At 44.7% G+C, this 17,386-nt stretch carries 17 protein-coding genes and 1 pseudogene; 14 read left to right on the top strand and 4 right to left on the bottom strand.

What is annotated here, in order from left to right:
- Window positions 1–310 precede the first annotated feature (310 nt).
- The 4 genes and pseudogenes from M1K46_RS01555 to arsC all read left to right on the top strand — a co-directional run.
- Window positions 311–568 (top strand): annotated as a pseudogene (locus M1K46_RS01555) (VOC family protein); the annotation flags it as partial.
- 126 nt (window positions 569–694) lie between these two features.
- Window positions 695–1,042 (top strand): ArsR/SmtB family transcription factor, encoded by a 348-nt coding sequence (locus tag M1K46_RS01550; protein ID WP_256224584.1) that lies wholly within the window; start codon window positions 695–697, stop codon window positions 1,040–1,042.
- Window positions 1,043–1,057: 15 nt separating this feature from the next.
- On the top strand, window positions 1,058–2,356 hold the full coding sequence (locus M1K46_RS01545; RefSeq protein WP_091002903.1) for an arsenic transporter: 1,299 nt from the start codon (window positions 1,058–1,060) through the stop codon (window positions 2,354–2,356).
- A gap of 23 nt (window positions 2,357–2,379) precedes the next feature.
- Window positions 2,380–2,799, top strand: a complete 420-nt coding sequence (gene arsC / locus M1K46_RS01540; RefSeq protein ID WP_256224583.1) for an arsenate reductase (thioredoxin) — start codon at window positions 2,380–2,382, stop codon at window positions 2,797–2,799.
- Between the two features lie 44 nt (window positions 2,800–2,843).
- Here arsC and M1K46_RS01535 read toward each other — a convergent pair whose 3' ends face one another.
- Complete coding sequence (locus M1K46_RS01535) at window positions 2,844–3,440, bottom strand: cupin domain-containing protein (protein ID WP_256224582.1); 597 nt, start codon at window positions 3,438–3,440, stop codon at window positions 2,844–2,846.
- Between the two features lie 258 nt (window positions 3,441–3,698).
- Here M1K46_RS01535 and M1K46_RS01530 point away from each other — a divergent pair, with 258 nt between their 5' ends.
- From M1K46_RS01530 to cyoD, 4 genes are read left to right on the top strand one after another with little or no spacing between them, the layout of a single operon-like run.
- Entirely contained in the window at window positions 3,699–4,610 is a 912-nt protein-coding gene (locus M1K46_RS01530; protein WP_256224581.1) for a ubiquinol oxidase subunit II, read from the top strand.
- A gap of 27 nt (window positions 4,611–4,637) precedes the next feature.
- Window positions 4,638–6,596 carry a cytochrome aa3 quinol oxidase subunit I gene (gene qoxB / locus M1K46_RS01525; RefSeq protein WP_256224580.1) on the top strand — a complete coding sequence of 653 codons (1,959 nt, stop codon included), beginning with the start codon at window positions 4,638–4,640 and terminating at the stop codon, window positions 6,594–6,596.
- The gene (gene cyoC, locus M1K46_RS01520; RefSeq protein WP_091002915.1) at window positions 6,596–7,195 is read left to right on the top strand and encodes a cytochrome o ubiquinol oxidase subunit III; all 600 of its coding nucleotides are present in this window, start codon (window positions 6,596–6,598) and stop codon (window positions 7,193–7,195) included. Before qoxB ends, cyoC begins: the two co-directional genes overlap by 1 nt.
- Window positions 7,196–7,501: a cytochrome o ubiquinol oxidase subunit IV gene (gene cyoD / locus M1K46_RS01515; RefSeq protein WP_053357028.1), complete on the top strand. Its 306-nt coding sequence runs from the start codon at window positions 7,196–7,198 to the stop codon at window positions 7,499–7,501.
- A 395-nt stretch (window positions 7,502–7,896) separates the two neighbouring features.
- Here cyoD and M1K46_RS01510 read toward each other — a convergent pair whose 3' ends face one another.
- Window positions 7,897–8,391: a nuclease-related domain-containing protein gene (locus M1K46_RS01510; RefSeq protein ID WP_256224579.1), complete on the bottom strand. Its 495-nt coding sequence runs from the start codon at window positions 8,389–8,391 to the stop codon at window positions 7,897–7,899.
- 473 nt (window positions 8,392–8,864) lie between these two features.
- On the opposite strand from M1K46_RS01510, the gene M1K46_RS01505 reads away from it, so the two are divergent.
- The 4 genes from M1K46_RS01505 to M1K46_RS01490 all read left to right on the top strand — a co-directional run bounded on the left by M1K46_RS01505 (window position 8,865) and on the right by M1K46_RS01490 (window position 12,991).
- Window positions 8,865–10,142: a murein hydrolase activator EnvC family protein gene (locus tag M1K46_RS01505; RefSeq protein ID WP_256224578.1), complete on the top strand. Its 1,278-nt coding sequence runs from the start codon at window positions 8,865–8,867 to the stop codon at window positions 10,140–10,142.
- A 71-nt stretch (window positions 10,143–10,213) separates the two neighbouring features.
- Window positions 10,214–11,260 carry a hypothetical protein gene (locus M1K46_RS01500; protein WP_256224577.1) on the top strand — a complete coding sequence of 349 codons (1,047 nt, stop codon included), beginning with the start codon at window positions 10,214–10,216 and terminating at the stop codon, window positions 11,258–11,260.
- Between the two features lie 120 nt (window positions 11,261–11,380).
- Window positions 11,381–12,421: a methylated-DNA--[protein]-cysteine S-methyltransferase gene (locus M1K46_RS01495; protein ID WP_256224576.1), complete on the top strand. Its 1,041-nt coding sequence runs from the start codon at window positions 11,381–11,383 to the stop codon at window positions 12,419–12,421.
- A gap of 24 nt (window positions 12,422–12,445) precedes the next feature.
- Complete coding sequence (locus M1K46_RS01490; RefSeq protein WP_256224575.1) at window positions 12,446–12,991, top strand: bifunctional transcriptional activator/DNA repair enzyme AdaA; 546 nt, start codon at window positions 12,446–12,448, stop codon at window positions 12,989–12,991.
- A gap of 47 nt (window positions 12,992–13,038) precedes the next feature.
- On the opposite strand, the gene M1K46_RS01485 is transcribed toward M1K46_RS01490, so the two are convergent.
- Complete coding sequence (locus M1K46_RS01485; RefSeq protein ID WP_256224574.1) at window positions 13,039–14,145, bottom strand: citrate synthase/methylcitrate synthase; 1,107 nt, start codon at window positions 14,143–14,145, stop codon at window positions 13,039–13,041.
- A 105-nt stretch (window positions 14,146–14,250) separates the two neighbouring features.
- Here M1K46_RS01485 and M1K46_RS01480 point away from each other — a divergent pair, with 105 nt between their 5' ends.
- Both M1K46_RS01480 and cccB read left to right on the top strand, forming a co-directional pair.
- Window positions 14,251–15,129: a LysR family transcriptional regulator gene (locus M1K46_RS01480; protein WP_091002936.1), complete on the top strand. Its 879-nt coding sequence runs from the start codon at window positions 14,251–14,253 to the stop codon at window positions 15,127–15,129.
- An 18-nt stretch (window positions 15,130–15,147) separates the two neighbouring features.
- Entirely contained in the window at window positions 15,148–15,471 is a 324-nt protein-coding gene (gene cccB, locus M1K46_RS01475) for a cytochrome c551 (protein ID WP_256224573.1), read from the top strand.
- A gap of 116 nt (window positions 15,472–15,587) precedes the next feature.
- Here cccB and cls read toward each other — a convergent pair whose 3' ends face one another.
- Window positions 15,588–17,036, bottom strand: coding sequence for a cardiolipin synthase (cls, locus tag M1K46_RS01470; RefSeq protein WP_256224572.1), 1,449 nt, complete (start codon window positions 17,034–17,036; stop codon window positions 15,588–15,590).
- Window positions 17,037–17,386 lie beyond the last annotated feature (350 nt).

Here is a 17,386-nt window from a genome sequence, read left to right as displayed (position 1 = left end):
ATGAACGTAATCGATACTGAAGCAGACATTGAGGACTGTAAAAAAGGTTGACAGAATAGAGGGGGCTGTCCTGAAAGTCGAAAATTGACCTTCAGGCAGCTCCTTTGACGTGAAAAATCTTCAATGAAAAGTTGATTGGAGTGCAAGGTGCGAGACTCCTGCGGGACTAGCGTGACAGGTGAGACTCCCGCAGGCGCTAGCGCCAAGAGGCTCACCGCACGCCCCGCGGAAAGCGAGCAGCCTGGAGCGGAGATCAACAGCTACCAGACTTCTTGGACAGCCCCTTTTTACCATCTCTTAAATCAAGTAGAATATAAAACCCGAAATAGTAGGAAATCAGGTCGGCCATTTCGGTTTCCAAGTGGAAAACGAGGAAGAAGTGATAAAACACAAGGATCGTTTAGAGAAGTTAGGATTTTTTGCCCGTGAAGAAATGGATGTATACTGCTGCTATGCCACTCAGGATAAATTTTGGGTGACGGATCCAGAAGGGAATGAGTGGGAATTCTTTTATACGAAGAGTGATAGAGAAGTACATGAACCAACAAAATCAGCGTCTTGCTGCTAAATCATACTATGTCACCTGTTATTCTGGCAGGTGACTTTTTGTTGATACGAATTTATGGTTGCGTACATAAGTATATACTTATATAATGATGACGGATAATGTAATGATATTGGAGGTGCTTGCTGGATGGCCAGTCAAGAATTAAAATTGGAAACCGCTGCTAACATACTAAAATTATTAGGCGATAAAACACGGTTAGCCATGGTGAAAATATTGTCTGAGAACGAATGCTGTGTCTGTGAATTTGTCAATCTGTTTCAGATGAGCCAGCCAGCCGTTAGTCAGCACCTGCGAAAGTTAAGGGATATCGGTTTAGTTAAAGAACGGAGAAACGGGCAATGGATCTATTATTCATTAAATGCTGCTTATCCTTTTCGTTCGTTTGTCCTGCAAGTCATTCAGGGCTTACCGAGTCAGCAGTATCGTATAGAAGAATTAGAGGCACAGGGAAAACGAATTTCTTGTGATAGTTAAGGAGGTATTATATTTGTGAGTTCAGTCATTATTGCCAGTATCATTTTTTTAGCCACACTGACGTTTGTGATCTGGCAGCCAAGAGGTCTTAGTATTGGATGGTCAGCTTGTGGAGGAGCTCTTATTGCTTTGCTCTTTCAAGTGGTCTCCTTTCAGGATGTAATAGATGTAACGGGAATTGTTTGGAACGCTACTCTCACATTTGTTGCTATTATCATTATTTCTCTTATTTTAGATGAGGTAGGGTTCTTTGAGTGGGCGGCTCTTCATGTGGCCCGCTATGCAAATGGAAACGGGATCAGAATGTTTTTGCTGGTAACGGTATTAGGAGCAGTGGTGTCCGCTTTCTTTGCCAACGACGGAGCTGCGTTAATCTTAACTCCTATCGTTTTAGCGATGGTTCGCCATTTGAAATTTGAGCACAAAATGGTGATCCCATTTATCATGGCCAGCGGGTTTATTGCAGATACGACTTCCTTGCCGCTGATCGTCAGCAATCTGGTGAATATTGTTTCAGCCGACTTTTTCGGCATCAGTTTTTCAGAGTATGCCAGCCGTATGATTATTCCCAATCTCTTTAGTCTGCTGGCAAGCATTCTTGTACTCTATCTGTATTTCAGAAAAAGCATACCAAAGACATACGATGTCAATCAGCTGAAAAAACCGGCAGAGGCCATTAAAGATGTAAAAATGTTTACATTGTCATGGTATGTATTAGCTGTTCTGCTCGCTGGATACTTTATAGGAGAATTCTTCTCTGTACCTGTATCCTTCATCGCAGGAGTCATCGCGGTTATTTTCTTGGCAGCTGCAAGAAAAAGCTCAGCCGTCCAGACAAGAACAGTAATAAAAGGTGCACCTTGGGCGGTCGTATTCTTTTCCATCGGTATGTATGTTGTCGTGTATGGTTTGCGAAATGCAGGACTGACCAATTTATTGGCTAGTGCCATTGAATCCGTCACACATCATGGACTATTTGCAGGAACGATAGGAATGGGCTTTATCGCAGCAGTCATCTCTTCTGTGATGAATAATATGCCAACCGTTATGATTGATGCGTTAGCCATATCTGATACCCATACTACAGGTGTCATGAGGGAAGCCTTGATTTATGCGAACGTGATCGGTTCGGACTTGGGGCCGAAACTTACACCGATTGGTTCGTTAGCTACATTATTATGGCTTCATGTGCTGAATACTAAAGGCGTGAAAATAACATGGGGATACTACTTTAAAATTGGGGTCGTTTTAACCGTTCCAACCTTGTTTATAACGTTGACAGGTCTCTATCTATGGTTAATTATCCTTCATTAAATTGAGTTAAGGAGTGTTTGAGAATGGCTAAAAAAACAATCTATTTCTTATGTACCGGAAATTCATGCAGAAGCCAGATGGCAGAAGGCTGGGCTAAAAAGCATCTTGGTGAAGAATGGGAAGTAAAAAGCGCAGGGATTGAAGCACATGGCTTAAATCCCAATGCGGTTAAAGCGATGAATGAAGTGGAGATTGATATTTCGAATCAAACGTCTGACATCATTGATCCCGATATTTTAAATAACGCAGATCTTGTTGTCACGCTCTGCGGGGATGCGGCTGACAAGTGCCCGATGACTCCTCCGCATGTAAAACGAGATCACTGGGGATTTGATGATCCGGCGAAAGCGGAAGGAACAGAAGAAGAAAAATGGAAGGTGTTCCAGCGCGTCCGTGATGAAATCGGAGAACGTATCGCAACGTTCGCGAAAACAGGAAAATAACAAGCAAGGCTTACCCGTCGAGGTAAGCCTTTTTTTTTGCCGTTTTAATATGGCGGATGATAGAAAGTCTGAGGATAATGGCTTGGATAATACTGATCTTGGCGTTGTTCTCCACTGCAGTTTTTCGGCGGCCCGATAAACGTGGTGGACTGGACGGGTGCGACCGTTTGGATCCATTGTTTTTCATTCATGCAATATGTGTGAGCCATGATGTTGGACGGGGTGAATTTTAAAAGATCGGAACCCAGGATGACATCCGGGGTCGGTGAGTTGAATATAGCCAGCAGGTGGGTTTGGTCAGATGTAGCCACTTCATAATGCCACCAGCCTTGAGGAACGTTAGCAACCTGCCGGGGTCCGATCGGATAGTGATGGAACTGTTTCGTAAAAGGATTGAAGATGGAAACAACAGCAGAACCGGAAATGCAGTACACAAGCTCTGCGGCATTTTGGTGATAATGAGGTTCGACGACGTTATTGGTGCTCAAGAAAATGTCCAATAAGGAAACATTGTCTAACGTGTTTAACTGCTGGATTCCCAAAACATTTATATAATTCTCGCGGTCTTTGGTGAACACGTTGCTGCTGACATCGGCGGTGTATTGAGTGGATGGTGATGTGTAATCCAGGTTTTGTACCATAGTTTACCCTCTTTCTTTTGGCAGATGGTCACTACCATACCCTATGCAGATGCCCAGATGGCGTGAAAGTATTTTTTCCTGCTGCGGCCTCATTTGTCCACTTTGTGACAAATGAAGCAGAACAAGCCTTATTTTTATGAAAGTGTGATTTATATCACATATGAGAAAAGCCCCTCCGTTATAGCATGAAATAGTACTTATTACACTCCGTCAGGAAGATAGAAACACTGTTTCAGGTTATGAAAGGAGAGGTCACACATGAAGAAACATACGTCCGGCTATCTTTGGAAGGTTTCTGCTCTGGGCATCACACTGTTAGCACTTCTAACAGGATGCGACCGGCGGTATCTCGTCTTTAATCCGTCCGGCCCTGTCGCGCAAAAGGAGCTTGACTTAATTGTATTGTCAGCGGTTTTATGTGCCGCTGTGGTGATACCGGTTTTAGTTTTGCTGTTTTATATCGTATACAGGTACCGTGACAAACCGGGCAATAAAGCACCGTATACGCCAGAGTGGAATGACAGCAAAATATTGGAGATCGTGTGGTGGGGAATTCCGGTCATCATTATTTGTATTTTAGGCGTTTACACTGCCAAAACAACGTATTCTCTTGTCAAACCGCCGGTGACGGATGTAAAACCGATTACCATTCAGGTCACCTCACTCGATTGGAAGTGGCTGTTTCAGTATCCCGATCAAAAAATTGCGACTGTCAACTATGCGGAAATTCCGGCTGGCGTTCCAGTTCAATTCCAATTAACATCGGATTCGATGATGAACTCGTTCTGGGTTCCGGAGCTTGGCGGACAAGAATATACGATGCCGGGAATGGCGATGCGGCTCTGGCTGCAGGCGGAAAAACCGGGAACGTACTTTGGATCTGGTGCCAACTTTACCGGAAAAGGTTTTGCCCATATGAAATTTAAGGTGGTTGCCAAGCCGCAGGCTGAATTCAACCAATGGGCACAACAAATTAAAAAATCAGCTCCGGCGCTAACTCAGGAGAGATATGATCTGCTGACGAAAAAAGGACTGGCAGAGAAACAATCATTTTCTTCGTATCCTGAATCCTTGTTTCATGAAACGATCGACCGCAACGGCGGCAAATATATGAAGCCTGAGATGAAGCACGGGGGACATGACATGTCGATGATGGACCACGATAAATAATAGAAAAGAAGAAAGGGGGAAAAACAGATGGCAGACAAGGCGAAAGGATTTTTTGTAACCGGCGATCCGCTGATTTACGGCGCGGATGTTGCCATTGTGATCACGCTTCTTGGTATTTTGGTTTTTCTTACGTTTTTCAAAAAATGGGGCTGGCTGTGGCGCGAGTGGCTCACAACCGTTGATCATAAAAAAATCGGAATTATGTATTTGGTATCCTCCCTCCTCATGCTGTTCAGGGGAGGAGTTGACGCACTGCTCATGAGAATGCAGCTGGCGTTTCCGAATTCACACTTTTTGGATTCCCAGCATTACAATGAGATTTTTACGACGCATGGCACAATCATGATTTTGTTTATGGCGATGCCCTTTATGTTTGCACTGTTTAACATTGTGGTGCCGCTGCAGCTCGGAGCGCGCGATGTCGCATATCCGTTCTTGAACGCGCTGAGCTTTTGGCTGTTTTTCTTTGGCGCCATGCTGTTCAACTTATCCTTTGTTGTGGGAGGATCACCGGATGCCGGCTGGCTAAGCTATCCGCCGTTATCCGAACTTGCGGGAAGCCCGGGGCCGGGACAAAACTTTTATATCTGGGGAATTCAAATCTCGGGGATTGGAAGCCTGGCAACAGGAATCAACTTTCTCGTCACCATTTTAAAGATGCGTGCTCCCGGCATGAAACTCATGAAGATGCCGCTGTTCTCCTGGTCTGTACTGGCCAGCTGCATCACGATCATCTTCGCATTTCCTGTATTGACGGTAACGCTGGCGCTATTGTTTGTTGACCGCTTTTTCGGTGCCCATATCTTTACGGCAACCGGCGGCGGAAACCCGATGATGTATGTCAACCTGATCTGGATGTGGGGACATCCAGAAGTGTATATCGTAGTGCTGCCGGCGTTCGGTATCTACTCAGAGGTCGTCAGCACCTTCTCGAAAAAGAAAATTTTCGGCTATAAATCCATGGTATTTTCCATGATGATCATCAGCGTACTTTCCTACTTTACATGGGTGCATCACTTTTTCACAATGGGTGCCGGAGCCGATGTGAATACTTTCTTTGCCATAACAACGATGGCAATCGGTATTCCGACCGGTGTTAAAGTATTTAACTGGCTGTTCACGATGTTCCGCGGCCGCATCAGCATGACGCAGCCGATGCTCTGGACGCTTGCTTTTATTCCCTGCTTTGTCGTCGGGGGAGCGACAGGGGTCATGCTGGCTGTTGCGCCGGCTGACTATCAGTACCATAACAGCTATTTCCTGATTGCCCACTTTCATCAGGTCTTGATTGGCGGGGTTGTCTTCGGGTATTTGGCAGGACTCTACTACTGGTGGCCGAAAATGTTCGGCTTTAAATTGAACGACCGCCTCGGCAAATGGGCGTTCTGGACGTGGAACATCGGGTTTTATGTATGCTTCATGCCGCAATATGCGCTTGGATTCATGGGCATGACCCGCCGTGTCTATACGTACGGATGGGACATGGGCTGGGCGCCGTACAACCTTGTTTCCACGGGTGGCGCGTTCCTTATGGGAATCGGCTTCGTGTTCCAGGTATGGCAAATCCTCTACAGCATCAAAAACGGCGAGCGCGATCTTACCGGAGATCCGTGGAACGGCCGGACGCTGGAGTGGTCCATTCCATCTCCTGCTCCGCTTTATAACTTTGCCCATATTCCAGAGGTGAAGAGTGATGATGCCTGGTGGGATGTGAAAGAACATAAGCATGGAGCTGCATCTGAAAAAGAAAATAAAGAGTTTGAACCGATCCACATGCCTAAAAACTCAGGTATTCCATTTTTCATGGCAGCGTGCTGGTTTGTAGCTGGATTTGGTCTTACCTTTGAATGGGTGTGGGTAGGAATCGCCGGCTTGGCTGGTGTAGCCATCTGCTTGCTGGCCCGTTCCTTCCAGCGGAAAACGGACTACTACATTCCTGTAGATGAAATCAAGCGGACGGAAGCTTCTTTAGGGAGGGTCGTGTGATGGCACAATCGGTAACGTCTATGGATACCCGCCACGAGGCGCATCACGATACGTTTAAATTGCTGGGCTTTTGGATTTTTCTTGTAACAGACTGTATTATTTTCGCTTGTTTGTTTGCTGTATATGCCGTATTGAGGACTCACACAGATGGAGATCTTACAGGGCATGAGCTGTTTGAGGTTAAGGGCTTTACTGCTGAAACCTTCATCCTTTTGGCAAGCAGCTTTACGAGTGGGCTTGCTTCACTCGCGATGCATAAGGGAAACAAAAAACAGCTGATGGGATGGCTGGCGGTCACCGTATTGCTCGGTATGTCCTTTGTGGGACTTGAAATTACGGAGTTTGCCAAAATGGCAGCTGAGGGAGCAACGATATCCACTAACGCATTTCTTTCTTCCTTTTTTACACTGGTCGGAACGCACGGACTTCACGTCACGTTCGGTTTGATCTGGATGATTGGTGTGATGGTTCAGATCGGCAGGCACGGCATCGACCATCTGACAAAAGAAAAAGTAACGATTGTCGGCCTGTACTGGCATTTTCTCGATGTCGTCTGGATTTTCATCTTTACCGTTGTTTATCTGTTGGGGGTGATGTAGATGAACGGACATGAAAACCATGGTTCAGCAAAGACATACATTATGGGTTTTCTCTTTTCCATCATTTTAACGATCATCCCGCTGTGGCTTGTGATCCAGCATGTGATGAGCAAGAGCATGCTGACGGTTTCCATTCTTTTGATCGCTTTACTGCAGCTCATCATTCAGTTTTTCTTCTTCATGCACATTAGAGAAGGAGAGAAGCCGAGGTATCATGTGATGGCACTTGTGCTTGGAGCTGTCATGGTGTTCACAATCGTAGCCGGCTCCATCTGGATCATGACGTTTAATTCTCAGGTTCATTAAGGGAATAGACTTTACCTTTTGTAGTTCCTGTGTGCTGGAGCTGCATGTCAGAAAGCAAACATGAGCGATAAATCGAGATGAAAGCTGGAGAAAGTGCCGGCACTGCTGCTTAGTGATGGTCGGCTGAATAAGAAAATAATAATCTTGTAAAGAGGAAATGTGGGCATCGCTTAATGAATAGGAGCAGGCGATGCAGACCCATTTTCCTCTTTTTCTTTTCATGGGAAGGGTAAAACATACCGGGCAATGCACGCCGGTGAGAAGGTCAGTTTTAGGAATCAGGAAGTATTCGAGGGGATCGAATGTTTCAGGTGTATGCTGTTTGATAAGAAGTGGACAACCGTTTTAACTGTTTTTGCTCAGAATCTCATTTGTGTGCAGTTGGTTAAGGTGTTCTATTTGGTTCGAATGATGGTCCGGGGACTGCTGATAACAACGAGGCATTCGATAGGGAGCGGTGGTAGACGGTTCTTTGTAAGCCATTCGGTTAACAGCTTTTTATGGCGTTGGATTTGTATGAACGGATATGCAAATCCTTCTTCTTTACCTTCGTGTGTACGTATCAGCTGTTGATGTGTTTCGTCAAAAAGAAGGGAGCCTGAAAAATTCTTCACTTCTAGATTGAGAAGGTAATAGGGTGTAAGAATGAGTAAATCCATTTGAAATTGACTGTTGAGAGCAGGAAGGCGAATGTCATGGAGGATAAGATGGTCTTTCGATGGAAGTTCTTGCAGATAAAAGTCGAGAGACTGTTCGCCCCGGTATCCTTTGAACCGGCTGGCCAGCTCTTTTTCGATGATTGGCCGTTTTGGATGGTTTGGGGGCAGTCTGCGAAGCAAGGCTTCTAGTTTTTTGATGATAAGAGGAACTTGTATAGGTTTGACGATCATAGCAACACTCCTTATTAGATAGATTTCTCTTTTTTAGTAGATTTTCCTGCTTTAGAAGGGTGGTTTTATGGAGTGAGGAGAGCGGATGGGGAGTTTATGTGAAGAATGGAGCGGAAAAGGAGAGGAATTGTGCCGAACGCTCAATTTATTGAGCCAAACAACATTTAATTGAGCGTAACTCAAAATAATTGATCCAAACTAAAAATTCAGATAACTGCGCTCAACTAAGCCAGCCTAATTTCCACAAAAAACCCCACATTATCCTCATGCATTGTCATTTCCCGCAAAGTAAAAACCCTTCATTTCTGTCAATTAGTCTCTTATCCTTACATTTATTAGGTCATTTTAGCGAGTTTTGTAACAATTTGAAATATAGTTGTAATGTAATTGCCCAAAAACTCTATCATCTAAATGATATAATTCTTTTGGGATTAAAAGAGGGTGTAGGAGAACGTATGGAGGAGGCAATACCATTGAAAAGAAAGATATTAAAGGGGTTATTATCTCTAAGCATTGGCTTGAGCGCTTTTACATACACTTCTGCTAACGCGCAAACGTTAAGTGATATACATCAAAAGCAAGCTGAAAACCAGGCCAAAAAACAAGAAAAGAACGCAGAAATTAAAGACGTGCAAGGACAGCAGGACCAGGTGCTTGAGGAACTGCAAAAAATTGAGTCTACTCTGCAGCAGACGCTGAACGATATTCAGACGAAAAAAACAGAAATCAATGATACGAAAAACGAGATTCAAAGCTTGAAAGACCAAATTGCCAAGATTCAAAAACGCATCAAAGAACGCGATGCGATCTTAAAAGAGCGTGTCCGTTCCATGTATGAAAGCGGCGGAGCGGTGAAGTACCTTGATGTCGTACTCGGCTCAAGCAGTTTTGGTGATTTCCTTGACCGTTTGATTTCATTAAATATGATCGCAGAATCTGATAAGTCCATTTTGGAAGATCAAAAACGCGATAAAGCAGCAGTTGAACAGGATAAACAGCATGTAGAACAAAAGCTGAATTCCTTGAATGCGAAGCTTCAGGAATTAAATGGGCTGAATGATAAGCTCAGCGCCCAAAAAGAAGCAAAAAACAGACTGTCCGCTTCATTAAAGAAGAAGGAAACGCATCTTCATGAAGACGTGACAAGTATTGAAGAGAAAAATCAAATTCTTTCCGCACAGGAAAAAGCGGTAAAAGAAGAGATGGCAAGAGCAAAAAGAGAAGCTGAACAGCGCAAGCGTGAAGAAGCAGCCCGTAAAGAGGCAGCCAAACGTGCGGCTGAACGCCAACAAGAGCGTCATGATTCAGCGCCTTCACCTGCGCCGACTCATAGCGAGCCAAGTGTTTCAGCGAACTTTATCTGGCCTGCCAATGGCTACGTTTCATCGCCATTTGGCAAGCGTTTTGGCGGCAGTGATTTCCATCCGGGAATCGATATCGCTCAAGCTGGATCGGACAATGCGATCTCAGCAGCGGCTTCAGGTACGGTTGCCCGTTCTTACCTATCGTCTTCTTACGGTAATGTCGTATTTATTTCTTCTTACATTGACGGCCAGCTGTACACGACTGTTTATGCACATATGAGTGAGCGTGCAGTCAGCACAGGACAAAGTGTAACTCAAGGGCAACGACTTGGTACGATGGGTAATACTGGACATTCCACTGGACAGCATTTGCACTTTGAACTTCATAAAGGTGAGTGGAATTACGCGAAATCAAATGCTGTAAATCCAATCCCATATCTTCGTTAACAACACATCAGGGAAGCAAGGAGACATCTCCGTGCTTCCCTTTTTATTTATAAAAATAGCGGGGTGAGAAGATGAAGGCCAGTCAAGCTCGTAAAAACGCAGAAGATTGGGTGAAGAAGTACGCCAGCTCTGAAAGATGGTTTTTGGGTGCGTATTTCAGCGGATCGACCATCGGACTCGCAGACGACGAAGAACTGCCGGTTGGTTCAGACGTCGATGTCGTCCTTGTTTCCAAGGAGGACGAACCGCCGATGAAACCCGGCAAGTTCCTCTATCGTGATACCTTGCTGGAAGCTACTTATCTATCTCAAAAATTATTAAAATCAGCCCAAGAAGTGCTATCCTCTTACCACTTGGCAGTAAGCTTCCGTACGAACACGATCATTGCTGACCCCACAGGACATTTGCAGAAACTCCAACAGCAAGTGTCCAAGTATTTTCCGGAGAAAAAATGGGTGAGGAACCGATGCGAAAACGCAATGAGAAGAATTGAATCCGGGCTCGCTGCAATTCAGCCGAAAGCACCGATTCATGAACAAGTAACAAGCTGGCTGTTTCCGGCAGGGGTCACGACCCACGTTCTTCTCGTTGCTGCCATGAAGAATCCGACCGTCCGGCTCCGTTACCTTAAAGCGCGCGAGGTACTGGTGGAATACGGACAGGAGGGGTTATATACGGATCTGCTGAGGCTGCTCGGCTGTGAGCATTTTACTTCTGAAAAAGTGGAGCACCACCTAGCCAACCTTGAAGGAACCTTCGATGGTGCAGTGGCGGTCTCCAGGACGCCGTTCTTTTTCAGTACAGATATTACGAAAATTGCCCGTCCGATCGCCATTGATGGAAGCAGGAAACTGATTCAGGACGGTTTTCATCGAGAAGCTGTATTTTGGATTGCAGCCACGTTTGCGCGATGCCGCACGATCCTTGCAGCAGATGCCCCGCCTGATTTGCAAGAATCACTGGCTCCTGCTTTTACCGAACTCCTCGCTGATTTAGGTATTGCAACCACAAGAGATATCTTTGACAGGGCACAGGAAGTGATCAGCTTTCTGCCGGCTGTATGGGACACCGCCAATGCCCTTATGGCGGCCAACCCTGATATTAATAAAAATAAGTAAAGGCATGCCCCCGGATAAAGGGCATGTCTTTTTTAATACGCCGAGTAGACCATAAGAGCAAGAATGAGGACGATTTACACCGATGAAAGCTGATAGAATAATGAAGAGGTGAGTGATGAGATGAATCAGATCAAGCGGTTTAACGAACTGCATCAAGGCAATGATTTGCTTTTGGTGAATCTTATGCTTCAGAAACGGTATGACTATATTGAACCTGAAAACGATAAGCATGCTGCCCTTTACGAAAAACTGCTTAGGAAGGATGAATACGCTGGCTATTATATCGGCGTGACGACAACTGGCATCGCATGCCGCTTTGGCTGCAGCGCTACACCTCCCCACAAGCAGAACACCGTCTTTTCCAAAAGATTATTTGATCTCGTCTGCTTTGGGTTCAGAGAATGCAAAGTTTGCAAGCCGTTAACCCATGGGACCGAACGAGAGGACATCCGGGACTTTATTGACATGATACAGAAGGAACAACATCCGGAAAAATATTTGAAGCAGATCTCTCCGGATGATTCCTCTTATAGCCGTGCGAGGAGATGGTTTTTGAAGCAGCATGACGGAGATCTGCAAAAGTACGTGTACGTCAAGCGGGTAAACGACATGCTCCGCAGCGAAAGCAACCGTGACGAAGAGCTCCCGAATACCCTTAGCTTCCAGAAATACTGGACGCCGATCGGTGTTTTGATCGCCTGTTTTTATGAGGGGGAATGCTGTTTGCTGGAATTTATGGACCGGCGGGCGCTTGAGACCGAGCTTGTTTTTCTGAAAAAGAGACTTAAAGCCAATCTCAAAAAGAGATCAAGCCCATTGAGCCGCCAATTAGGTTTCGAGCTCCAAGAGTATTTCTCCGGGTCACGCAAGGAATTTTCCGTGCCGGTTGCCAGCATCGGAACGGAATTTCAAGTGCAAACATGGAAAGCGCTGAAGGATATACCTTATGGCACGACGCGCAGCTATAAAGCGCAGGCGGAGCATCTGGGACGTCCCAAAGCCGTCAGGGCAGTGGCCAACGCAAACGGCAAGAACCGCATCTGCATCCTTATTCCTTGCCATCGGGTGATCGGGGATAATGGTGACTTGAGAGGATATGCGGGTGGATTGGATCGAAAACAATTTTTACTTGAACTTGAAAATAACAGAAGTTTACAATAGGAGCAGAGGAAGGGGACAGTGAAGATGGACAATCTCTCATTTGATGAGATGTGGGAAAAAATTATGGTGTGCGACAGTTCGTATGACGGTTTATTTTATACTGCTGTCAAAACGACAAAAATTTATTGCCGTCCTTCCTGCCGCTCAAGAAAACCGAAGAAGATCAACGTGGATTTCTATGGAACTATTCCTGAAGCAGTAGAGGCGGGCTTTCGAGCCTGTAAACGATGCCAGCCGGATGCCGGGCTTTCTCCGCAGATGGAGCTCGTCACAAGCGTCAAATCATTTCTTGTTCAGCATTATAAAGAACCGCTCGTTCTTCAGGACATTGCCGATTTTGCCGGTGTCAGTCCGTTTTATCTGGAACGGCAATTTAAACAGGCGACCTCAGAAACGCCGAGGGAATATTTGGAGAAGATCCGGGTAGACAAGGCCGCCCATCTTCTTAAAAATACGAGCCTTACAAATCTCGAAATCTGCTATGAAGCAGGGTTTCGAAGTCCGTCAAATTTTTATAAAGTCTTTCGTACGGTCTTGGATTGTTCACCAAGTGAATTTCGTAATAAGTAAAAGCACTTCTCCTTTGCGGAAGTGCTTTGTGTTTTTTAGAATCGAATTCAGTTCTTCACATCTTCCTTGCTGTGTGTCGGCCCTATATAAACCGATTCGGGCCTGAATATCGTGTTGTCTTCTGACTGTTCAAGAACATGGGCGGTCCAGCCTACCATTCGGCTGGCCGTAAAGGTGGGCGTGAACAGCTCGTCATCCATTTGAATGGCCTTCATAATCGCTGCAGCATAAAATTCTACGTTCGTATACAGCGAACGTCCTGGTTTAAATTCCTGCAAAAGAGCAACAGCCGTGCGTTCTGTCTCAAGAGCCAGATCAAGCCATTGGTCTTTTCCTGTCATGTTTAAGAGACGCTCCTTCAAAGCGGCCGCTCTCGGATCAAGCGTTTTATATACGCGATGGCCAAATCCCATCAGCTTCTCACCACGAACTAACTTCTCTCGAATTACTCTTTCGGGATCGCCTGCTTCCGCCACTTCATCCAGCAGTGCGATCACACCGGAAGGGGCACCTCCGTGAAGGGGGCCTTTCATCGTCCCAATGGCTGATGTTGCAGCAGAAACGAGGTCCGATTCTGTGGAAGCTGTTACCCTTGCTGAAAATGTTGAAGCGTTCATCCCATGCTCCAGCGTCAAGATCATATAGGTTTCCAGCGCTTCAGCATGTGCTTTTAAAGGTGGTGTGCCGTTGATCATATAAAGATAGTTTTCAACATGATCTAAGTCCTCGAAGGGAGAAACAAACGGCCTACCTTCTATGCTGCGTGTCCGATAGGCTATGATACTCGGAACGAGCGCTGTAAGTCTAATCGCTTGAGCAATCGTAGGTTTCCAGCCATATTCTTCAGAGCCTTCTGAAGAGATGGCGGTTCGGATCACGCTCATCAAATCCATGTTCTTTGGAAGGTGATCAATGATCTCTTTGATCGAACCTGAAAGCTTCCTGTTTCTTTTTAACTCATTCTTCAGATCGTTCAGTTCATTTTCAGTTGGAAATTTTCCATGCCATAGAAAGTAGGCTGTTTCTTCGAATGAATAGTGCTTTGTCACTTCGCCGATATCTAAACCTCTGTACAGCAATTTTCCATTCAGGCCATCCACATGGCTGATGGACGTCTGTGCTGCCACAACACCTTTAAGACCTTTTTCCATCAATCATCTCTCCTTTTCTTCTTTGATAACATTGTATAGAATATATATAATTAAGAAAATTAAATCTTTTTAAAGAACTTGATTAGGATCATTAATAAGGAGATAATAATGGAGTTTAATTGGCTATATACCTTTTTAACGGCGGCAGAAACGGGGAATTTTAGAAAAACAGCAGAGATTCTTTACATATCACAGCCTTCCGTAACGGTTCATATTAAGCAGCTTGAAAAAGAAATCGGGGTATTGCTCTTTCATCGGGAAGGAAAGAAAGTTAAACTGACGGAAGACGGAAAACGATACTTGGATCATGCCAAAAAGCTGATTGCCGTTTATGAAAACGGGCTTGAAGATCTTGCTTCCTTCAGCCAGGGCTATACGAGCAAGCTTATCCTGGCCATCTCACCGCTGATCGCTGACACGATTCTTCCCTTTGTGCTGAAGCGATACTTAAATAAGCATCCTGAAACAGAAATATCGGTGAAAATCATAGAATCAGAACACATCGAACAAGCGGTATTGAACGATGAAGTGGATATTGGTCTATCATGTCTTCCTACAGCCAATTCCAATTTAATCTGTAATCTCCTATACAGAGACAAAGTGATCTTGGTTTGTACACACGATGGCCGGGATTCAGAATCCGCACCGCCTCTGGAGGAAGCAGAAGTATTCGAATTGAATTATCTATTGACTCATAATCACCCAGGTTACTGGGGAGGCTTGATTAAAACGATTAAAGCTAAATATCCTGGTGTGCGAATGATGAAAGTGTCACAAGTGCATATTACGAAAAGATTTATTATAGAAGGGCTTGGGGTATCCTTTCTGCCTGCCTCTACAGTCAGGCGAGAACTGCTGGAGGGAAGGATGCTGGAAGTGGACTGCCATTCTATTCAGCTGCCTGACGCCAATACCTATGCACTGACAAAATACGATCACTCCAAACAAAGAGAATTCCTTTCCTTTGTTTCCAACCATAGAATTTAAAAAAAGGAGAGAAAATCGATGAAAAAGAAAATGGCCATGATCAGTATGGCGATGCTGCTTTTGGCTGCATGTTCATCCAATAACGGACAGGACGAGCAGAAGAAACATGAAAAGCAAAACATGCTGGCTGCTGACAGTGTCTTTAAACAAAACTGTGCAAGCTGCCACGGAAACAATCTTGAAGGATCAGCAGGGCCTTCTCTAAAACATATCGGAAGTAAATATTCGGAAAAAGAGATCATGAGCATTATTTTAAAAGGTCGAAATGGTATGCCGGCCGGTCTATTGACTGGCGGAGACGCGAGGCTTGTGGCGGAGTGGCTCAAGAAAGAACACAAATAGGGAAATTCGTTTGTTTTACAAACTCACTGGCTTTTTTAGCATCAGTAAGCGAGATGTTTTTGAGAGATTATCAATAATCATAACAAAAACCGCCTTGTTTAGGCGGTTTTTGTGTTTTATAAGAGGGGGGAGAGCAGGCGGGAGATGGATTCTCTGAAGCGGATCCACTTCGAACGCTCCTGATATTGTTCCCACGTTAATTTACGGGAAAGCTTTACATCCTCGTGAAAAGCGTCCATCAGCTTTTTGGCTATTGTTTTGTTGTATATAAAAGCATTGATTTCAAAGTTCAGCTTTAAGCTTCGGATATCGAAATTGGCGGTCCCGACGGATGATATCTCATCATCTACAACAATCGATTTGGCATGGATAAAGCCGTTGTCATAGATATAGACTTCCGCACCAGCCTTCAGCAAGTCTCCGATATTGGATAACGAAGCCCAATATACGAAAAGATGATCGGGTTTATTCGGTATCATGATCTTTACGTCTACACCCGAATGGCAGGCGATCCGCAGAGTATCCAGCAGACTGGCATCAGGAATAAAGTACGGAGTTTGAATGGTGATTGAATGTTTGGCAAGGGAGATCATCTTGATGTAGCCGTCTTTAATCTGCGGCCACTCCGATTCGGGCCCGCTCGTAACAATCTGCATGCCGATAGCGCCTTTGCCGATTTCCTCAGGAAAAAGGACAGGATCATAATCAATATCATGTCCATATGAGGCTTGGTTCCAGTCTAGTATAAAACGGGTTTGCATGGAGTGGACGGCTGTGCCCTGAATCTTTAAGTGTGTATCACGCCAAAACCCAAACCTCGGGTTAAGCCCCAGGTATTCATCCCCTACGTTAAAACCGCCGACATAACCGATCTTGCCGTCGATAATAACGATCTTCCGGTGATTTCGGTAGTTCATCCGAAAATTAATGAAGGCAAACCTTGTGGGGAAAAAGACTTCAACCTCTCCCCCGGCCTTTCTGAGTTCGGAGAAAAAGCGCTTGGTGAGTCTTCGTGATCCCAATTCATCATATAAGACCCTGACCTTAACCCCTTGTTTTGCTTTTTCGACCAAGACATCCCTTATCTTTCTGCCAAGATTATCTTTTTTAATAATGTAATATTGCAGGTGTATGTGATGTTCTGCCCGTTCGATATCTTGAATCAGATTCTCGAACTTTTTCCCTCCATCAGTAAAAATTTCAACGGAGTTATCCCGTGAAAAGGGAGCCTCGTTATTGACGAGCTGCATGTAGATCAAGTCCTGGCTTGCTCTCTCAGGTTCGTTGCAAAACTCAAAGGACCCGTCCCGAAGATGCTTCATCTGGCTTTTTAAGGTTTTCTCCAAACCAAGCTTTTTTCGGTCATCCCATTGAAATAGCCGGTGTCTGCTTAAGTTTCGTCCGAACAATAAATAAAGAAAAAAGCCACCTAAAGGAATGAACACTAAGACAAGGAGCCAAGCCCAGGTGGAACTGGCATCACGGCGTTCCCGAAATACGATGACGGCCGCAAGCAATATATTCAAAATGGTAACAAGCATAAGTAATATAGAAAAAATATGCATAAATTCTCCTTAACAAGCAAGAGTACGGTAGATGTATAACATACCATATTCTCCTTGTATATTCCCAGTTCTTCAAATAACAAGCAGTATGACCGGATTGAATTTTTTCCATAACCCTAAACAAAGTGTATCATAGTACCATTTATCTCCTAATGACTATTGCGAAAGAAAGCATATGGGAGGATATAAGAGTATATCTTCTTATATGTAAGTATATTATGGCTAACTGTTGGGATTCCTAATAGTAACTGTCACACACCCTTATATCAAAGGATACATAGTTTGGTGCAGCTAAGAAACTTCTTTACAATTAAAAAGTTGCGGTTAATCGCTGTCGAAAAATGTCGTGA

It is taken from the genome of Fictibacillus sp. WQ 8-8 (assembly GCF_024494405.1).
Lineage (GTDB): Bacteria > Bacillota > Bacilli > Bacillales > Fictibacillaceae > Fictibacillus_C > Fictibacillus_C marinisediminis.
The sequence above is the reverse complement of the archived record's forward strand: the minus strand, read 5'-3'. Positions and strand labels throughout refer to the sequence as shown.